This window comes from Pseudomonas sp. ADAK18 (genome assembly GCF_012935695.1).
Classification (GTDB): domain Bacteria; phylum Pseudomonadota; class Gammaproteobacteria; order Pseudomonadales; family Pseudomonadaceae; genus Aquipseudomonas.
Map to the genome: position 1 here is coordinate 1303121 of NZ_CP052859.1, position 17589 is coordinate 1320709.

General features: G+C 61.9%; 6 protein-coding genes. 5 read left to right on the forward strand and 1 reads right to left on the reverse strand.

All coding sequences use genetic code 11. The annotated features are described in order from the left end of the window. Window positions 1–116 precede the first annotated feature (116 nt). From HKK55_RS06075 to HKK55_RS06085, 3 genes are all read left to right on the forward strand, one after another. On the forward strand, window positions 117–740 hold the full coding sequence (locus HKK55_RS06075; RefSeq protein WP_169353805.1) for a TetR/AcrR family transcriptional regulator: 624 nt from the start codon (window positions 117–119) through the stop codon (window positions 738–740). Window positions 741–839: 99 nt separating this feature from the next. Then, window positions 840–1643, forward strand: a complete 804-nt coding sequence (locus HKK55_RS06080; RefSeq protein ID WP_169353806.1) for an ABC transporter substrate-binding protein — start codon at window positions 840–842, stop codon at window positions 1641–1643. A gap of 60 nt (window positions 1644–1703) precedes the next feature. Continuing rightward, a complete protein-coding gene (locus HKK55_RS06085; RefSeq protein ID WP_169353807.1) occupies window positions 1704–2717 on the forward strand; it encodes a GNAT family N-acetyltransferase in 1014 nt (337 codons plus the stop codon). 152 nt (window positions 2718–2869) lie between these two features. Here the strand turns inward: HKK55_RS06085 and HKK55_RS06090 are convergent, their stop codons facing one another. Further along, on the reverse strand, window positions 2870–3421 hold the full coding sequence (locus HKK55_RS06090) for an RNA polymerase factor sigma-70 (protein WP_155584393.1): 552 nt from the start codon (window positions 3419–3421) through the stop codon (window positions 2870–2872). Window positions 3422–3709: 288 nt separating this feature from the next. Here HKK55_RS06090 and HKK55_RS06095 point away from each other — a divergent pair, with 288 nt between their 5' ends. Both HKK55_RS06095 and HKK55_RS06100 read left to right on the forward strand, forming a co-directional pair. After that, complete coding sequence (locus HKK55_RS06095; protein WP_169353808.1) at window positions 3710–4465, forward strand: thioesterase II family protein; 756 nt, start codon at window positions 3710–3712, stop codon at window positions 4463–4465. Between the two features lie 69 nt (window positions 4466–4534). Further along, window positions 4535–17485, forward strand: coding sequence for a non-ribosomal peptide synthetase (locus HKK55_RS06100; RefSeq protein ID WP_169353809.1), 12951 nt, complete (start codon window positions 4535–4537; stop codon window positions 17483–17485). The last annotated feature ends 104 nt before the right edge of the window (window positions 17486–17589 follow it).

A 17589-nucleotide genomic window follows, 5' to 3' on the forward strand; every position in this document is an offset into this window, starting at 1 on the left:
CAAGCAAGCGCTTGGTTTGTAAACTCTGGTCACAAGTTTTACCCAAGCGCTTGCTTGGGTGGCTGTCACGGCCTAAATTGCCGGCCAAGACGTCACTAGAAGTTAAGGAGAGCGGCATGGATGAGCAAAAAGCCCTGCTGGTAATGCGCACCATGGTCGACGCCGGGCAATTGACCGACCCTGACAGCGCCCGCGGCAAGTTGCTGCAAACGGCGGCTCACCTGTTTCGCAACAAAGGCTTCGAGCGCACCACCGTGCGCGATTTGGCCGGTGCGGTGGGGATTCAGTCCGGCAGCATCTTTCACCACTTCAAGAGCAAGGACGAGATCCTGCGCGCGGTGATGGAGGAAACCATTCACTACAACACCGCGCTGATGCGCGCTTCCTTGGCGGAAGCGACCAACGTGCGCGAACGGGTGCTGGCGCTGATTCGCTGTGAATTGCAGTCGATCATGGGCGGCAGCGGCGAAGCGATGGCGGTGCTGGTGTACGAATGGCGTTCCCTGTCGGCCGAAGGACAAGCCCAGGTATTGGCCTTGCGTGATGTGTATGAAGACATCTGGTTGCAGGTGCTGGGGGAGGCCAAGGACGCCGGTTATATTAAGGGTGATGTATTTATTACTCGGCGCTTCCTCACCGGTGCCTTGTCCTGGACCACCACCTGGTTCCGCGCCCAAGGCAGCATGACCCTGGAACAACTGGCAGATGAAGCGTTGCTGATGGTGCTCAAAGCTGATTAAGCCAGTCGCGCAAGCTATTAATTGTGTAGCAGAAAGTTGTCTCTCCAGACAAAAACGCCTAGCTTAGCGGCATCAAAATTTTGAACGGTGTGTGCCTTGATGTTTTCGCCATGGCGGCTGGCTACGGGACTTGCAATTTTGGCACTTGGCGCGCTGTGGCAGACACCGGTTTGGGCGGCCCAATTGGTCCGCGTCGGCGCCGCGCATTTTCCGCCTTACACCGTGCGCCCGGAGCAGGGCGCCGACACCGGTTTGCTGCCGCAACTGCTGGAAGCCTTGAACGGTTTGCAAACCGACTATCAGTTTGTGCTGGTGCCCACCTCTATTCCTCGGCGTTTCCGTGACTTCCAGCAAGGCCGGGTCGACATGGCGATCTTCGAGAACCCAAAATGGGGTTGGCAGGATATTCCTCATGTCGCTGTCGACATGGGTCTTGAAGATGCGGAAATATTCGTCGCCCAGCGTGCGGCGGGTCGCGACCAGGCGTATTTCGCCGACCTCTCGGGCAAGCGACTGGCGGTGTTCAGCGGTTATCACTACGCCTTTGCCAACTTCAATCCTGATCCCAAATACATGGTGGAGCATTTCAACGCCACGCTGACGTATTCCCACGACAGTAATCTGCTGATGGTCGCCCGTGGCCGTGCCGACATCGCCTTGGTGACTCGCTCCTACCTCAGCGATTTTCTGGTGCGTAATGTTGATATGGCTACGCAGTTTCTGGTGTCCGAGCGGATTGATCAGGTGTATCACCACTATGCCTTGCTGCGGCCCAAGGCGCCCATCAGCGGCGAGGCCTTCGCCGAGTTGCTGGGGCGGTTGCGCGACAGTGGCGAGTTGTTGAAGATCTTCGAACCCTACCGCATCGATGTGATGCCGGTACCCGCTGCACCTCAGGGTTAAATTTTCCCGCCTGGCTCACGTCACTTCTTCAACTGTCGACGATTACCGTGAGCCTCACCCATGTCCAATCTGAATGACCTGTCTGTCCTGCCCCTGCCGGCGGGGCCTGCCTTGAATGCCGATGAAAGCGCAAGCCGCCTGAGCCTGACCCTGGAGGGCGAGGCGCTGATTCGTCTGCGACTTGAACGCGGCGATGAGTTGCAGGTGCATTTGCAAGAGGCCGGCAGCGTGCCGGCAGCGCGTGCCGTGTGGGCGGCCTGTTATTGGCTGTTCGCCAAGGAGCCGGCTCGCCAGCATCTGACCTGGCACCTGGAGCATGCCCCTGATGACGCGCTGCGTAGCGGGTTGCTGGTGGCTACGCCAACGCCGGGCCAGTTTCGTTGTGAGCGCACTTTGTTCTGGCAACTGCCGCAACCCTGGCTCGGGCAGCCCTTCAGTGGTGCTTACCCGCAGCAGATGATGATCAGTGGCGGCAAGCGTCATCCCGCCCGTGCACCGAAGCCTCGGGGCGAAGTTTATCGGCGTTTCGATGCACGCCTTGGGGCATGGGTGTCATTGCGCACCGTCGAGATTGACGTCGACCTGGCGCGCTTCAACCGTTGGCAGAACAGTGCGCGGGTGGTGCATTTCTGGCAGGAGGGCGGCAGCCTGGAGCAGCATCGCGAGTACCTGGACAAGCTGGACGCCGACCCGCACGCACTGACCCTGATAGGGTGTTTTGATGATGAGCCCTTCGCCTATTTCGAGGCCTATTGGGCCAAAGAGGATCGTATCGCACCGTTCTATGACGTCGGTGATTACGACCGCGGCATTCATATGCTGGTGGGGGAGGAGCATCACCGGGGGCCGCACAAGGTCGCCAGCTGGATGTCTGCGCTGGTGCACTATCTGTTTCTGGATGATCCACGTACCCAGCGGGTAGTGGCTGAACCGCGTGCCGATAACGCGAAGATGATCGGCCATATGCAGAACCAGTGCTTCCACTGCGAGAAGGAATTCGACTTCCCCCACAAGCGCGCGGCACTGATGATTCTGGGACGTGAGCGGTTTTTTGAGCGGTGTGGGTTGGTGTAGATAATGTAGCCGCTGACGATCACCTGTAGCCGCTGGCGCAGCCTGCGATCGGCTGCGCAGCAGTCGTCAGTGTCTTGAAACCGCTGAAGGTCCTACGGCCCTTATCGCAGCCTCGTACCTCGGCAGCGGCTACACCGTTATTGCGGTTGCGTTCAGACCCGCCGCGCAAACGTATCGCTGTGAGTTCCCGAAACCTTGCGGCAATGCACCAGCGCATCACGAATCATGAAGTTCACCAGTGTCGGTGACACCCCCAATTCCTTGGCGATGTCCTTCTGCGGCACACCGTGCAGGCGATACATCTCGAATGCGTAGCGGGTGCGCTTGGGCAGCTCGGTCAGGGCGTCCGCGATGTTTTCCAGGGTCGAGAAATTGATATGCGAGGTTTCCGGTGAAGCGCCGTGAATCACCACATTCAAGCCTTCCTCTTCGGTGCCTGAGTACTTCAGCTCCAGAGCCTGTTTGCGGTAGTGATCGATCGCCAGGTTGCGCACGATCTGAAACAGGTAACTGAGCTGGGCTTTGAACGATGAGGTGATAGTCGGCGCCGATTGCAGCCGGAAGTAGGCGTCTTGCACCACGTCTTCGGCACGGGAGCGGCAACCGGTAATGCGGGCTGCGATCTTGACCAGGATCAACCGGTTGTCGACAAAAGCCTGGAGTAACGGTGAGTCGCACCTGCTTGTGGATACTTGTTCCGTCATGGAAGTCACCTTGCTGCAAAAGAGGGTGGTGGGGGGCGTCCGTGATGAGCCTCCCTACACATCGGGCAACAAATTATGCTGAATGATAATGATTGTCAAATGAGAAGACGAACTAATCTTATGTCGGTTTGTGAGGTGTGAACCGCGTCTCGCTCGTGCCCCAGCGACTAATTATTTCCAGATGCCATCCGTTCTCATGGATGACAGGCCCGTTAGCAAACGGGCCAAGGATCAGCTCTGGGAGGAGGACAAAATGGGTTTCTATCGTGAGTGCCGGGGTGCTTCGCAATGAGCTCGCCGACACGACTGCGCCTGTTTTGCCTGCCATATTCCGGCGCCAGTGCCATGGTCTACAGCCGTTGGCGCCGCGCGTTACCTGAGTGGTTGCAGGTGTGCCCGTTGGAGCTGCCAGGCCGCGGCATGCGTATGGATGAGCCGTTGCAGCGCGACATCAAGGCCTTGGCGGCGCAACTGGCGCTTGAGATCAGCATGCAACTCGACGGCCCCTACGTGTTGTTCGGCCACAGCCTCGGCGGCCTGCTGGCATTCGAGCTGGCCCATGCCCTGCGCGAGCGCGGTTTGCCGGAGCCCCTGGCGTTATTTGCGTCTGGCACGGCGGGCCCGGCGCGACGTGATGTCAGCGAATACGCCATCGAAAAGACCGATGCGCAATTGATCACCCGCCTGCGCGAACTTAAGGGCACCGCCGAAGACGCCTTGGCCAATCACGAGCTGATGCAGTTGATGCTGCCGATCCTGCGGGCCGACTTTCTGCTTTGCGGCAGTTTTCACTACGGCGAGCGTGAGCCGCTGGCGATGCCGATCCATGTGTTTGGCGGCAAGCAAGACAGCGTGCGTGCCGAGCAACTGCTGGATTGGCAGGAAGACACCACCACCGGCTTTTCCCTGGACATGTTCGAGGGGCACCACTTTTTCCTGATGCAACAGGAAAGCTCAGTGCTGCGCTGCCTGCGCCGTTATGCCGACGAACACTTGGCTCGCTGGCGCAATGGCGCGGTGCGCCAGAGCGCGCTGAGCCACTAGGGCACACGCCCCTCGCCACAGATTTGATTCCCCCGATTTTCCCGTAAGCCGATTTCAGGCAGGAACCCCATGATGGACGCCTTCGAACTTCCCCGCACCCTGGTCCAGTCCCTTCAACGCCGTGCCGCGCAGACCCCGGATCAGGTGGCCCTGCGCTTCCTGGCCGAGAGCAGCGAGCACAGTGTTGTCCTCAGCTACCGTGACCTGGACCTGCGCGCCCGCACCATCGCCGGCGCTCTGCAGGCTTCGGCCGAGCTGGGTGATCGCGCTGTGTTGCTGTTTCCCAGCGGTCCGGATTATGTCGCGGCGTTTTTCGGTTGCCTGTACGCCGGGGTAATCGCGGTGCCGGCTTACCCGCCGGAGTCCACTCGTCGCCATCATCAGGAGCGGCTGCTGTCGATCATTGCCGACGCCGAGCCACGGCTGCTGCTGACCAGCACCGGCCTGCGCGATTCCCTGGCGCAAATCAGCGAGGCGCCGCAGTTGCTGTGTGTCGATGACCTGAGTGCCCAGAGTGCTGAAGGTTGGGTCGCACCCGACTTGCAGGACGATGACATCGCCTTCCTGCAATACACCTCCGGCTCCACCGCGTTGCCCAAAGGCGTGCAAGTCACCCACGGCAACCTGGTGGCCAACGAACTGCTGATTCGTCGCGGTTTTGGCATTGATCTGAACCCTGACGACGTGATCGTCAGCTGGCTGCCGCTGTATCACGACATGGGCCTGATCGGCGGCCTGTTGCAACCGATCTTCAGCGGCGTGCCTTGCGTGCTGATGTCCCCGGCGTACTTCCTGGGCCGGCCATTGCGCTGGCTCGAAGCAATCAGTGAATACGGCGGCACCATCAGCGGTGGGCCGGACTTCGCTTATCGGTTGTGCAGCGAGCGGGTCAGCGAATCGGCCCTGGAGCGCCTGGATTTGAGCGGCTGGCGCGTGGCCTATTCCGGCTCCGAGCCGATTCGCCTCGATACCCTGGAACGCTTCGCCGAAAAATTCGCGGTCTGCGGCTTCACCCCGAACAATTTCTTCGCCTCTTACGGCCTCGCCGAAGCAACTTTGTTTGTCGCTGGCGGCACCCGTGGCCAGGGCATTCCGGCCCTGCACCTGGACGAACAGGCGCTGGCGGCCAACCACGCTACGCCTGGGCAGGGCAGTGCGATCATGAGTTGCGGCACCAGCCAGCCGGAACACGCGGTGCTGATTGCCGATCCCCACTCCTTGGGCGCGCTTGCTGACAACGCCGTGGGTGAAATCTGGGCGACCGGGCCAAGCATCGCCCACGGTTACTGGCGCAACCCCGAGGCCACAGCGAAGACTTTCGTCCAGTATGACGGCCGTACCTGGTTACGCACCGGCGACCTGGGCTTTATCCGTGACGGCGAAGTGTTTATCACCGGTCGCCTGAAGGACCTGCTGATCGTTCGCGGGCACAACCTCTACCCGCAGGACATCGAGCAAACCATCGAGCGCGAAGTGGAAGTGGTGCGCAAGGGCCGTGTCGCGGCGTTTGCGGTCAATGACCAAGGCCTTGAAGGCATCGGCATTGCCGCCGAAATCAGCCGCAGCGTGCAGAAAATCCTGCCGCCCGAAGCGCTGATCAAGGCCATCCGCCAAGCCGTGGCCGAGGCCTATCAGGAAGCCCCGTGCGTGGTGGTGTTGCTCAACCCCAGCGCGCTGCCGAAGACCTCAAGCGGTAAGGTCCAACGTTCGGCCTGCCGCAATCGCCTGGCCGATGGCAGCCTCGACAGCTACGCACAGTTTCCGGACCTGCAGGCGCAGGGGAGTGATAACGCCGGCTTGGAATCCGAGCTGCAAAGCCAGATCGCCGCTATCTGGTGTGAACAGTTGCAGGTGGCTGAAGTGGCGGCCGACGATCACTTCTTCCTGTTGGGCGGCAACTCCATCACCGCTACTCAGGTGGTCGCCCGCCTGCGGGAAACTCTGGGCCTGGAGTTGAACCTGCGCCTACTGTTCGAAGCGCCAACCCTTGCGGCCTTCGCCGCCAATATCGCGCAATTGCAGCAGGATGGCGGTGTGGCCCAAGGCGCGATTCACACCTTGTCGCGCCAGGAAGACCTGCCGCAATCCCTGGCGCAAAACCGTCTGTGGATCACCTGGCAACTGGACCCGAACAGCAGTGCCTATACCATTCCAGGCGCCTTGCGTTTGCGCGGTGAGCTGGATGAAAAAGCTATCCGCAGCAGCTTCGAGCAACTGATCCAACGCCATGAAGCCCTGCGCACGCACTTCTTTGAGCGCGACGGCCAGGCCTTCCAGCGGGTCGACGCCCACGTCGATTTCCACCTGCACGTGATCGACCTCAGCGACCTGCCCACTGCCGAGCGTGAAGCCCGCGCCCAACAGATTCGTGAAGATGAGGCCCGCACCCAGTTCGACCTGGAAAAAGGCCCGCTGCTGTGGGTAACCCTGGTACGTCTGGATGACGAAGACCACCAACTGCTGGTGACGATGCACCACATCATCGCCGATGGCTGGTCACTGAATGTCTTGATCGACGAATTCTCGCGCCTGTATGCCGCTACGTCCCAGGGACAAACCCTGGCGTTGCCCACATTGGCTTTGCAATACGCCGACTACGGCAGTTGGCAGCGCCAGTGGCTGGCCGAAGGTGAGGGGCAGCGACAATTGGCCTACTGGAAAGCACAGTTGGGCGATGAGCATCCAACCCTGAACCTGGCCACCGATCAGCCGCGCTCGGCGCAACACGTTCGCAGCGCCTCCCGCCACAGCGTACGGTTGAGCGCCAGCCTCGGCGAAGCCATTCGCCAGACCGCCCAGGCCCACGAATCCACGCCGTTCATGCTGCTGCTGGCGGCTTTTCAGAGCCTGCTGTATCGCTACAGCGGCCAGCGCGATATCCGCATCGGCGTGCCCAGCGCCAACCGCCCACGCCAGGAAACCCAGGGCCTGATCGGCTTCTTTATCAATACTCTGGTGCTGCGTGCCGAACTGGATGCGCGCCTGCCGTTCAGCGAGCTTTTGGCAGCCACGCGAACCTCGGCCCTGGGCGCCCAAGCCCATCAGGACCTGCCTTTCGAACAACTGCTGGAAGCCTTCCCTCAAGCCCGCGAGCAAGGCCTGTTCCAGGTGATGTTCAACCACCAGCAACGTGACCTCAGCGCCTTGCGCCGCTTGCCCGGCCTGCTGGCCGACGAGTTGCCCTGGCACAGCCGCGAAGCCAAGTTCGACCTGCAGCTGCACAGCGAAGAAGACCGTAATGGCCGGCTAAGCCTGTCCTTCGACTACGCTGACGAACTGTTCGACGCCGCGACCATTCACCGCCTGGCCGAGCACTTCATCAACCTGCTGCAAGCCGTGTGCGAACAACCGCGACAAGCCCTGGGTGATCTGAAACTGCTTCAGGCCGATGAGCACGCGCAACTACGCCAATGGAGCGAAGCGCCTTGCACAGCGGCGCAGCAATGGTTGCCCGAGTTGCTTAACCAACACACCTCGGAATGCACCGCCGTGGTGTGGCAGGACGGCAAGCTGAGCTTTGCCCAGCTGCACACCCAGGCCAATCGCCTGGCTCACTACCTGCGGGACAAAGGCGTTGGCCCGGACGTGTGCGTGGCCATCGCCGCCGAGCGTTCACCGCAATTGCTGATCGGCCTGCTGGCGATCATCAAGGCCGGCGGCGCCTACGTGCCTCTGGACCCGGATTACCCGGCCGAGCGCCTGGCCTACATGCTCAAAGACAGCGGTGTGCAATTGCTGCTGACCCAAACCTCGTTGCTGGAGCAACTGCCGGCCGCCGAGGACGTCTGCGTGATCGCCATGGACAGCCTCAAGCTCGACAGTTGGCCGAGCCACGCGCCAGGCCTGCACCTTAACGGTGACAACCTGGCCTATGTGATTTACACCTCCGGCTCCACCGGCCAACCCAAAGGGGTGGGCAACACTCACGCGGCCCTGGCCGAGCGTTTGCAGTGGATGCAGGCGACCTATCAACTGGATGAAACCGATGTGCTGATGCAAAAGGCGCCCATCAGTTTCGACGTCTCGGTGTGGGAATGCTTCTGGCCGCTGATCACCGGTTGCCAACTGGTGCTGGCGGGCCCCGGCGAACATCGCGATCCGCATCGCATCGCGCAGTTGGTGCAGAAGCATGGCGTGACCACGCTGCACTTCGTACCGCCGCTGTTGCAGCTGTTTGTCGATGAGCCGCTGGCGGGCGAATGCACCAGCCTGCGTCGCCTGTTTTCCGGTGGTGAAGCCTTGCCGGCCGAGTTGCGCAACCGCGTGTTGGCCCAGTTGCCGGCGGTGCAGTTGCATAACCGCTACGGCCCGACCGAAACCGCAATCAACGTCACCCATTGGCACTGCCGCAGTAATGACGGCGAGCGTTCGCCCATTGGCCGACCGTTGGGCAATGTGATCTGCCGTGTATTGGACTGTCAGCTCAACCCATTGCCGGCGGGTGTGCCGGGCGAGCTGTGCATCGGCGGGATTGGCCTGGCCCGGGGCTACCTCGGCCGTGCCGGATTGACCGCCGAGCGTTTTGTGGCCGATCCATTGGGTGAGGAGGGCGCACGCCTGTATCGCACCGGCGACCGTGTGCGCTGGAGCGCCGACGGCGTGCTGGAATACCTTGGTCGTCTGGATCAGCAAGTCAAACTGCGGGGGTTTCGCGTCGAGCCGGAAGAAATCGAAGCCCGTCTGCTGGCCCTGGACGGCATCGCCCAGGCCGTGGTGCTGGTGCGCGAAACGGCGGCCGGTGCGCAGTTGATCGGTTACTACACCGCCAGCACTGAACTGGACGAGCAAGAGGTGAAACACGCCCTGGCTGCCGAGCTGCCGGAGTACATGGTTCCGGCGCAGCTGATGCGTCTGGACGCCATGCCGTTAAGCCCCAGCGGCAAGCTCGACCGCCGTGCGTTGCCGGAACCGGTGTGGCAAGTACGTGAACACGTCGAACCTGAAACAGAGTTGCAACAGCAGATCGCCGCCATCTGGCGCGGGGTACTGGGCTTGCCACGCGTCGGCCTGCGGGACGACTTTTTCACCCTCGGCGGCCACTCGTTGCTGGCTACGCAAATCATCTCCCGCACTCGCCAGGCATGCGATGTCGAGCTGCCCCTGCGCACCTTGTTTGAGGCCAGTGAGCTGGGCGATTTCGCCGAACAAGTACGCCAGATCCAAGCCTCGGGGCAACGCAACCAGCAGCTGGCGATTGCCAAAGTCGACCGCAGCCAACCGGTGCCGCTGTCGTACTCCCAGCAGCGCATGTGGTTCCTCTGGCAGATGGAACCGGACAGCCCGGCCTACAACGTCGGCGGCATGGCGCGTTTGCGTGGGGTGCTGGATATCGGGCGTTTCGAGGCGGCACTGCAAGCCTTGATTCTGCGTCACGAAACCCTGCGCACCACCTTCCCAAGTATCAACGGCGTGGCGCAGCAGAAGGTTGCGGCACAAACCGGCGTGCGCATGGACTGGCAGGATTTCTCGGCCCTGGCTGAAGACGTGCGTCAGCAGCGCTTGCAGCAATTGGCTGACCGCGAAGCGCATACGCCGTTTGATCTGGAAACCGGCCCGTTGCTGCGGGCTTGCCTGGTCAAGGCCGGTGATCAGGAACACTACCTGGTGCTGACCCTGCACCATATCGTCACTGAAGGCTGGGCCATGGACATCTTTGCCCGTGAGCTCAGCGCCTTGTACGAAGCTTTTATCGACGAGCGCGAATCGCCCCTGGAACCGCTGCCGGTGCAATACCTGGATTACAGCGTGTGGCAGCGCCAATGGCTGGAGGGCGGCGAGCGCCAGCGTCAACTGGATTACTGGACCGCGCAACTGGGGACTGAACATCCACTGCTGGAGTTGCCTGCCGACCGCCCACGGCCGCCGGTGCAAAGTCACCAGGGCGAGTTGTACCGCTTTGATCTGAGCGACGACCTTGCCGCTCGCGTACGGGCCTTCAACGCTGAGCGTGGCCTGACGCTGTTCATGACCATGACAGCCACCCTTGCCGTGTTGCTCTACCGCTACAGCGGCCAGACCGACCTGCGTATCGGTGCGCCGGTGGCCAACCGGATTCGTCCGGAAAGTGAAGGGCTGATTGGTGCATTCCTCAACACCCAGGTGCTGCGTTGCCAGCTCAACGGGCAGATGCGTGTGGGTGAGTTGTTTGACCAGGTCCGCCACACGGTGATTGAAGGCCAGTCCCATCAGGACCTGCCATTCGACCATCTGGTGGAAGCCCTGCAACCCACCCGCAGTGCGGCGTACAACCCGCTGTTTCAGGTGATGTGCAACGTGCAACGCTGGGAGTTCCAGCAACGCCGGCAGCTCGCCGGAATGAGCGTCGAGTACCTGGCCAACGACGCCCGCGCCACCAAGTTTGACCTCAACCTGGAAGTCACCGACCTCGACCATCGCCTGGGTTGCTGCTTGACCTACAGCACCGATTTGTTCGACGAACCGCGCATCGCGCGCATGGCCGAACATTGGCGCAATCTGCTGGAGGCGTTGATTGCCGATCCGCAGCAGCGTCTGAGCGAACTGCCGCTGCTGCAGGCCGATGAACAACGCGCGTTGCAAGACAGCTTGGGCATTGAAGCCGGCGAGCATCGCCTGGACCAGTGCATCCACCACCTGTTCAGTGAGCAAGCCCTGGCCCGTCCCGACGCTGCGGCTTTGACCTTTGCCGGACAAACCTTGAGCTACAGCGAGCTGGACAGCCGCGCCAATCGTCTGGCCTGGATGCTCCGTGAGCGCGGCGTAGGCCCGCAAGTGCGGGTTGGTCTGGCGCTGCCACGTTCCCTGGAGATGGTCATTGGCCTGCTGGCGATCCTCAAGGCCGGTGGTGCCTACGTGCCGCTGGACCCGGAATACCCGCTGGACCGCCTGCACTACATGATTGAAGACAGCGGTATCGGCCTGCTGCTCAGTGACGTCGCGATGTTCGATGCGCTGGGTGATCTACCTGCCAGCGTCAGCCGCTGGTGCCTGGAACAAGACTCGCCGGCGTTGGCCGACTACCCGGCCAGTGAACTGCCGTTTATCAGCCTCGCGCAACATCAGGCGTACCTGATCTACACCTCCGGCTCCACCGGCAAGCCCAAGGGTGTGGTGGTGTCCCACGGTGAAATCGCCATGCATTGCCAGGCGGTGATCGAACGCTTCGGCATGCGCCCGGATGACTGCGAGCTGCACTTCTACTCCATCAACTTTGACGCGGCCACCGAGCGTTTGCTGGTGCCGCTGCTCAGCGGTGCGCAAGTGGTACTGCGTGCTCAGGGCCAATGGGATGCCGAAGAGGTTTGCGGGCTGATTCGTCAGCATCGGATCAATATCCTGGGCTTCACCCCGAGCTACGGCAGCCAGCTGGCGCAATGGCTGGCGACACAGAACCAGACCTTGCCGGTGCGTATGTGCATCACTGGTGGCGAGGCGCTGACCGGTGAGCACCTGCAACGCATCCGTACGGCGTTCCAGCCGGCGCTGTTTTTCAACGCTTATGGCCCGACTGAAACCGTGGTCATGCCGCTTGCCAGCCTCGCTCCTGAGTCGCTGGAAGAGGGCGTCGGCAGCGTGCCGATCGGCAGCATCATTGGTGCGCGTGTAGCCTATATTTTCGACGCAGACCTGGCATTGGTCCCGCAGGGTGCGACCGGTGAGTTATACGTCGGCGGTGCCGGCCTGGCCCAGGGTTACCACCAGCGTCCGGGGATGACGGCAGAGCGTTTTGTGGCTGACCCGTTCGCTGATAACGGTGGTCGCCTGTATCGCACCGGCGACTTGGTACGCCAGCGTGCCGATGGCCTGGTGGAATACCTGGGGCGTATCGACCATCAAGTGAAGATTCGCGGTTTCCGTATCGAACTGGGAGAAATCGAGAGCCGTCTGCTGGAGCATCCGTCGGTGGCCGAAGCGGTGGTGTTGGCCCTCGACAGCCCGAGCGGCAAGCAGCTTGTGGCGTATTTGGTCAGTGACGACGCGGATCACAGCGCTTTGCGCGACGCCCTCAAGGCGCATCTGAAAGCGCAACTGCCAGACTACATGGTGCCCACGCACCTGATGGTGCTGGACAACATGCCGCTGACCGCCAACGGTAAACTCGACCGCCGCGCCTTGCCGCAGCCGGACCCTGAGGCGAACCGTCAGCACTACGTGGCGCCCCGCAATGAGCTGGAGCAAACCCTGGCAGCGATCTGGTGTGCGGTGCTGAACGTGCAACAGGTCGGCCTGGACGATAACTTCTTCGAGCTGGGTGGCGACTCAATCCTGTCGATCCAGGTGGTGAGCCGGGCGCGGCAGGCGGGGATTCATTTCAGCCCACGGGATCTGTTCCAGCACCAGACCGTGCAGACCCTGGCAGCGGTGGCGACCCGCAGCGAGCAAGTTACCGCCGAGCAAGGGCTGCTGACCGGCGCGTCGGGGCTGACTCCGATCCAGCACTGGTTCTTCGACACCGACATTGCGGCGCGTCAGCACTGGAACCAGGCCTTGTTGCTGGAGCCGGTGCAGGTCCTCGAACCCCACCGCCTGGAGCAAGCGCTGTTGGCGGTGATGGAACATCACGATGCCCTGCGCCTGAGCTTCACCCGCCGCGACGCTCAATGGCACGCCGAACACCTGGCCGTGCCCGAAGGTGGCGTGCTGTTGCAGGCCCAGGTTGCGGATATGGCGCAGTGTGCCGCGCTGTTCACCGATACTCAGCGCAGTCTCGACCTGGAACACGGCCCCTTGCTGCGCGCCTTGCTGGTGGACGGCCCCGATGGCCGGCAACGGTTGATGATCGCGATCCATCACCTGGTGGTGGACGGCGTGTCCTGGCGTGTACTGCTGGAGGATCTGCAAAACGTCTATCGTCAGTTGAGCGACGGCCAGTCGGTAAACCTGCCGGCCAAGACCAGCGCGTTGCGCGACTGGGCTGCACGCTTGCAGGCCTATGCCAGCAGCGAATCCCTGCGCGAAGAGTTGAGCCTTTGGCAAGACCAGTTGGCCGGGCCGGCTGTTGAATTGCCGGTGGACCGTCCGCTGGGCTCGCTGCGCAACCGTGATGCTGAAACCGTCAGCGTGTGCCTGGACGCCGAGCGCACCCGCCAACTGTTGCAACAAGCCCCGAGCGCCTACCGCACCCAGGTCAATGACTTGCTGCTGACCGCTTTGGCCCGTGTGCTATGCCGCTGGAGCGGTCATGAGTCGGCCTTGATCCAACTGGAAGGCCACGGCCGCGAAACCTTGTTCGACGACATCGACCTGACCCGCAGCGTTGGCTGGTTCACCAGCGCTTACCCGCTGCGCCTGACTCCGCTGCACATTGAAGAAGCCGCAGGGCAGGGCGCCTCGATCAAGGCGATCAAAGAACAACTGCGTGCCGTGCCCCACAAGGGCCTGGGTTATGGCGTGCTGCGCTACCTGGCAGATGACCCGTGCCGCCAGACCATGGCCGCGTTGCCGGCAGCCGGGATCACCTTCAACTACCTCGGCCAGTTCGACCAGAGCTTCGGTGATGACGCACTGTTCCACCCGCTGGATGAGTCAGTGGGCTTGGCCCATGACCTGGACGCACCATTGCCCAACGCGCTGAGCGTCGACAGTCAGGTGTACGGTGGAGAATTGGTGCTGCGCTGGACCTTCAGCCGCGAGCGCCATGACAGCCAGACCATCAGCGACCTGGCCCACGCCTATCTGGCGGAGCTGCAAAGCCTGATCGAGCATTGCCTCAAGGACGAGGCGGGTGGCCTCACACCGTCGGACTTCCCGTTGGCAGGCCTGACCCAACCACAGCTCGATGCACTGCCGGTACCGGCCAGCGCCATCGAAGATGTCTACCCGCTGACGCCGATGCAGGAAGGCTTGCTGCTGCACACCCTGCTGGAACCGGGCACCGGCCTGTATTACATGCAGGACCGCTACCGCATCAACAGCGCGTTGGATCCCGAGCGTTTCGCCCAGGCCTGGCAGGCGGTGATCGCCCGTCACGAAGCCTTGCGCGCCTCGTTCTGCTGGAACGTTGGCGAAGACATGTTGCAAGTGATCCACAAGCCCGGCAGCACGCCGATCGAATACCTCGACTGGAGCGCTGACCCGGAAACCGAACAGGAACCGCGCCTGCAAGCGCTGCTCAAACAGGAGCGCGAAGCCGGTTTCGATCTGCTCAACCAGGCGCCGTTCCACCTGCGCCTGATCCGCGTCGGCGAGGCTCGCTATTGGTTCATGATGAGCAACCACCACATCCTGATCGATGCCTGGTGCCGCTCACTGTTGATGAACGACTTCTTTGATATCTACATGGCCCTGGGCGAAGGTCGTGAGGCGCAACTGGCCATGCCGCCGCGCTATCGCGACTACATTGCCTGGCTGCAACGCCAGAACCTGGCCGAGGCGCGGCAGTGGTGGCAGCGGAACCTGCAAGGCTTCGAACGCACCACGCCGATCCCCAGCGACCGACCGTTCCTGCGCGAACACGCGGGCCACAGCGGCGGGATGGTGGTGGGCGATTGCTACACCCGGCTCGATGTCCAGGACGGTGCGCAATTGCGTGAGCTGGCCCAGGCTCATCAACTGACCGTCAACACCTTTGCCCAGGCGGCGTGGGCGTTGGTGCTGCGGCGCTTGAGCGGTGACCGTGATGTGCTGTTCGGTGTCACGGTTGCCGGGCGTCCGGTGGATATGCCGCAGATGCAGCGCACCATCGGTTTGTTCATCAACAGCATTGCCCTGCGGGTCAAGCTGCCCGAGGACGACCAGAAGTGCAGCGTGCGCCAGTGGCTCAGCGGTTTGCTCGACAGCAACATGCAACTGCGCGAGTACGAATACCTGCCGTTGGTGACCATTCAGGAGCACAGCGAATTGCCCAAGGGCCAGCCGCTGTTCGACAGCCTGTTCGTATTTGAAAACGCCCCGGTGGAAGTCTCGGTGCTGGACCGTGCGCAAAGCCTGAATGCCACTTCGGATTCCGGCCGTACCCACACCAACTTCCCGCTGACGGCTGTGTGTTATCCGGGCGACGATCTGGGTTTGCACCTGTCCTATGACCAGCGCTACTTCGATGAAACCACCGTGCAAGGCATGCTGGGTGAGTTCAAACGTCTGTTGCTGGCGCTGGTGCAGGGCTTCCATGGTGACATGGCCGACTTGCCACTGATTGGCGAGCAGGAGCGTGAGTTCCTGGTGGAGGGCTGCAACCAGAGTGAGCATGACTACCCGCTGGAACAGAGCTATATCGAGCTGTTCGAGGCCCAGGTGGCGCAGCATCCACAACGGATTGCCGCCAGTTGCCTGGATCAGCGTTGGACCTACACCGAACTGAACCGGCGCAGTAACCGTCTCGGTCATGCGCTGATCGCTGCGGGTGTCGGGCTGGATCAGCCGGTGGCATTGTTGGCTGAACGTAACCTCGACCTGTTGGGCATGATCATCGGCAGCTTCAAGGCCGGTGCCGGTTACCTGCCGCTGGATCCGGGGCTGCCGACGCAGCGCCTGAGCCGGATCATTGACTTGAGCCGCACACCGCTGCTGGTGTGTACCGAGGCTTGCCGGGAACAGGCGTTGGCGCTGCTGGAAGAGTTTGCCTGTGTCGGTCGTCCGAAGTTGTTGGTGTGGGACGAGGTTGCAGGATCGGAGGAGAACCCTGGAATCTACAGTGCCCCGGATAACCTTGCGTATGTGATCTACACCTCGGGCTCCACCGGCCTGCCTAAAGGCGTGATGGTGGAGCAGCGCGGCATGCTCAATAACCAGTTGAGCAAGGTGCCGTATCTGCAACTGAGCGAAACCGACGTGATCGCCCAGACCGCCTCGCAAAGCTTCGACATTTCAGTTTGGCAGTTCCTCGCTGCGCCGCTGTTTGGCGCGCGGGTAGACATCGTGCCGAACAGCATTGCCCATGATCCCCAAGGCTTGCTGGACCATGTCCAGGCCCAGGGCATCACCGTGCTGGAAAGCGTGCCGTCGCTGATCCAGGGCATGCTGGCCCAGGAGCGCATAAGCCTCGACGGCTTGCGCTGGATGTTGCCTACCGGTGAGGCGATGCCGCCGGAGTTAGCGCATCAGTGGTTGCTGCGTTATCCGCAAATTGGGCTGGTCAACGCCTATGGCCCGGCGGAATGCTCGGATGACGTGGCGTTCTTCCGTGTCGACCTGGCGTCGACCCGGGGCACTTATCTGCCGATTGGCACACCGACGGACAACAACCGGTTGTACCTGCTGGACGGTACGCTGGAGTTGGTGCCGCAAGGGGCTGTCGGCGAGTTGTGCGTGGCGGGCACCGGGGTGGGGCGTGGTTATGTCAGTGATCCTTTGCGTACTGCCCAAGTGTTTGTGCCGAACCCGTTCGGCGGGGCGGGCGAACGTCTGTATCGCACCGGCGATCTGGCCCGCCGTCGTAGCGATGGCGTGTTGGAGTACGTCGGTCGTATCGACCATCAAGTGAAGATTCGTGGCTACCGTATCGAGCTGGGGGAAATCGAAGCGCGTCTGCACGAACAACCGGAAGTCCGTGATGCGGCTGTTGGTGTGCAGGAAGGCGTAAACGGCAAGCATCTGGTTGGTTACCTGGTCGCAGCCGATGAGACCCTTAACCCTGGCGAGCGCCTGGACCGTATCAAGCAACGCCTGCGGGCCGAGCTGCCGGAATACATGGTGCCGCTGCATTGGTTGTGGCTCGACCGTTTGCCGCTGAATGCCAACGGCAAGCTCGATCGTAAGGCTTTGCCGGCCCTGGAGATCGGCCAGTTGCACAGCCAGGATTATCTGGCGCCGCGCAACGCACTGGAACAGACCCTGGCCGATATCTGGGCTGAGGTGCTGAAAGTCGAGCAGGTGGGTGTGCAGGACAACTTCTTTGAACTGGGCGGGCATTCGTTGCTGGCCACGCAGATTGCCTCCCGGGTGCAGAAGACCTTGCAGCGGGATGTGCCGTTGCGGGCGATGTTCGAGTGCAGCACGGTGGCGCAGTTGGCCGAGTACATCGATGGGCTGGCCGCCAATGACATCAGTGCCGAGAAGGTGGATCGGTTGAGTGATTTGATGGCGGAGTTGGAGGGATTGTAAACCTGTAGCCGCTGCCGAGGTATGAGGCTGCGATGCGGTCCGCAGGACCTGGGGGTCGCTACGCAGCCTATCGCAACCTCGTGCCTCGGCAGCGGCTACAACGA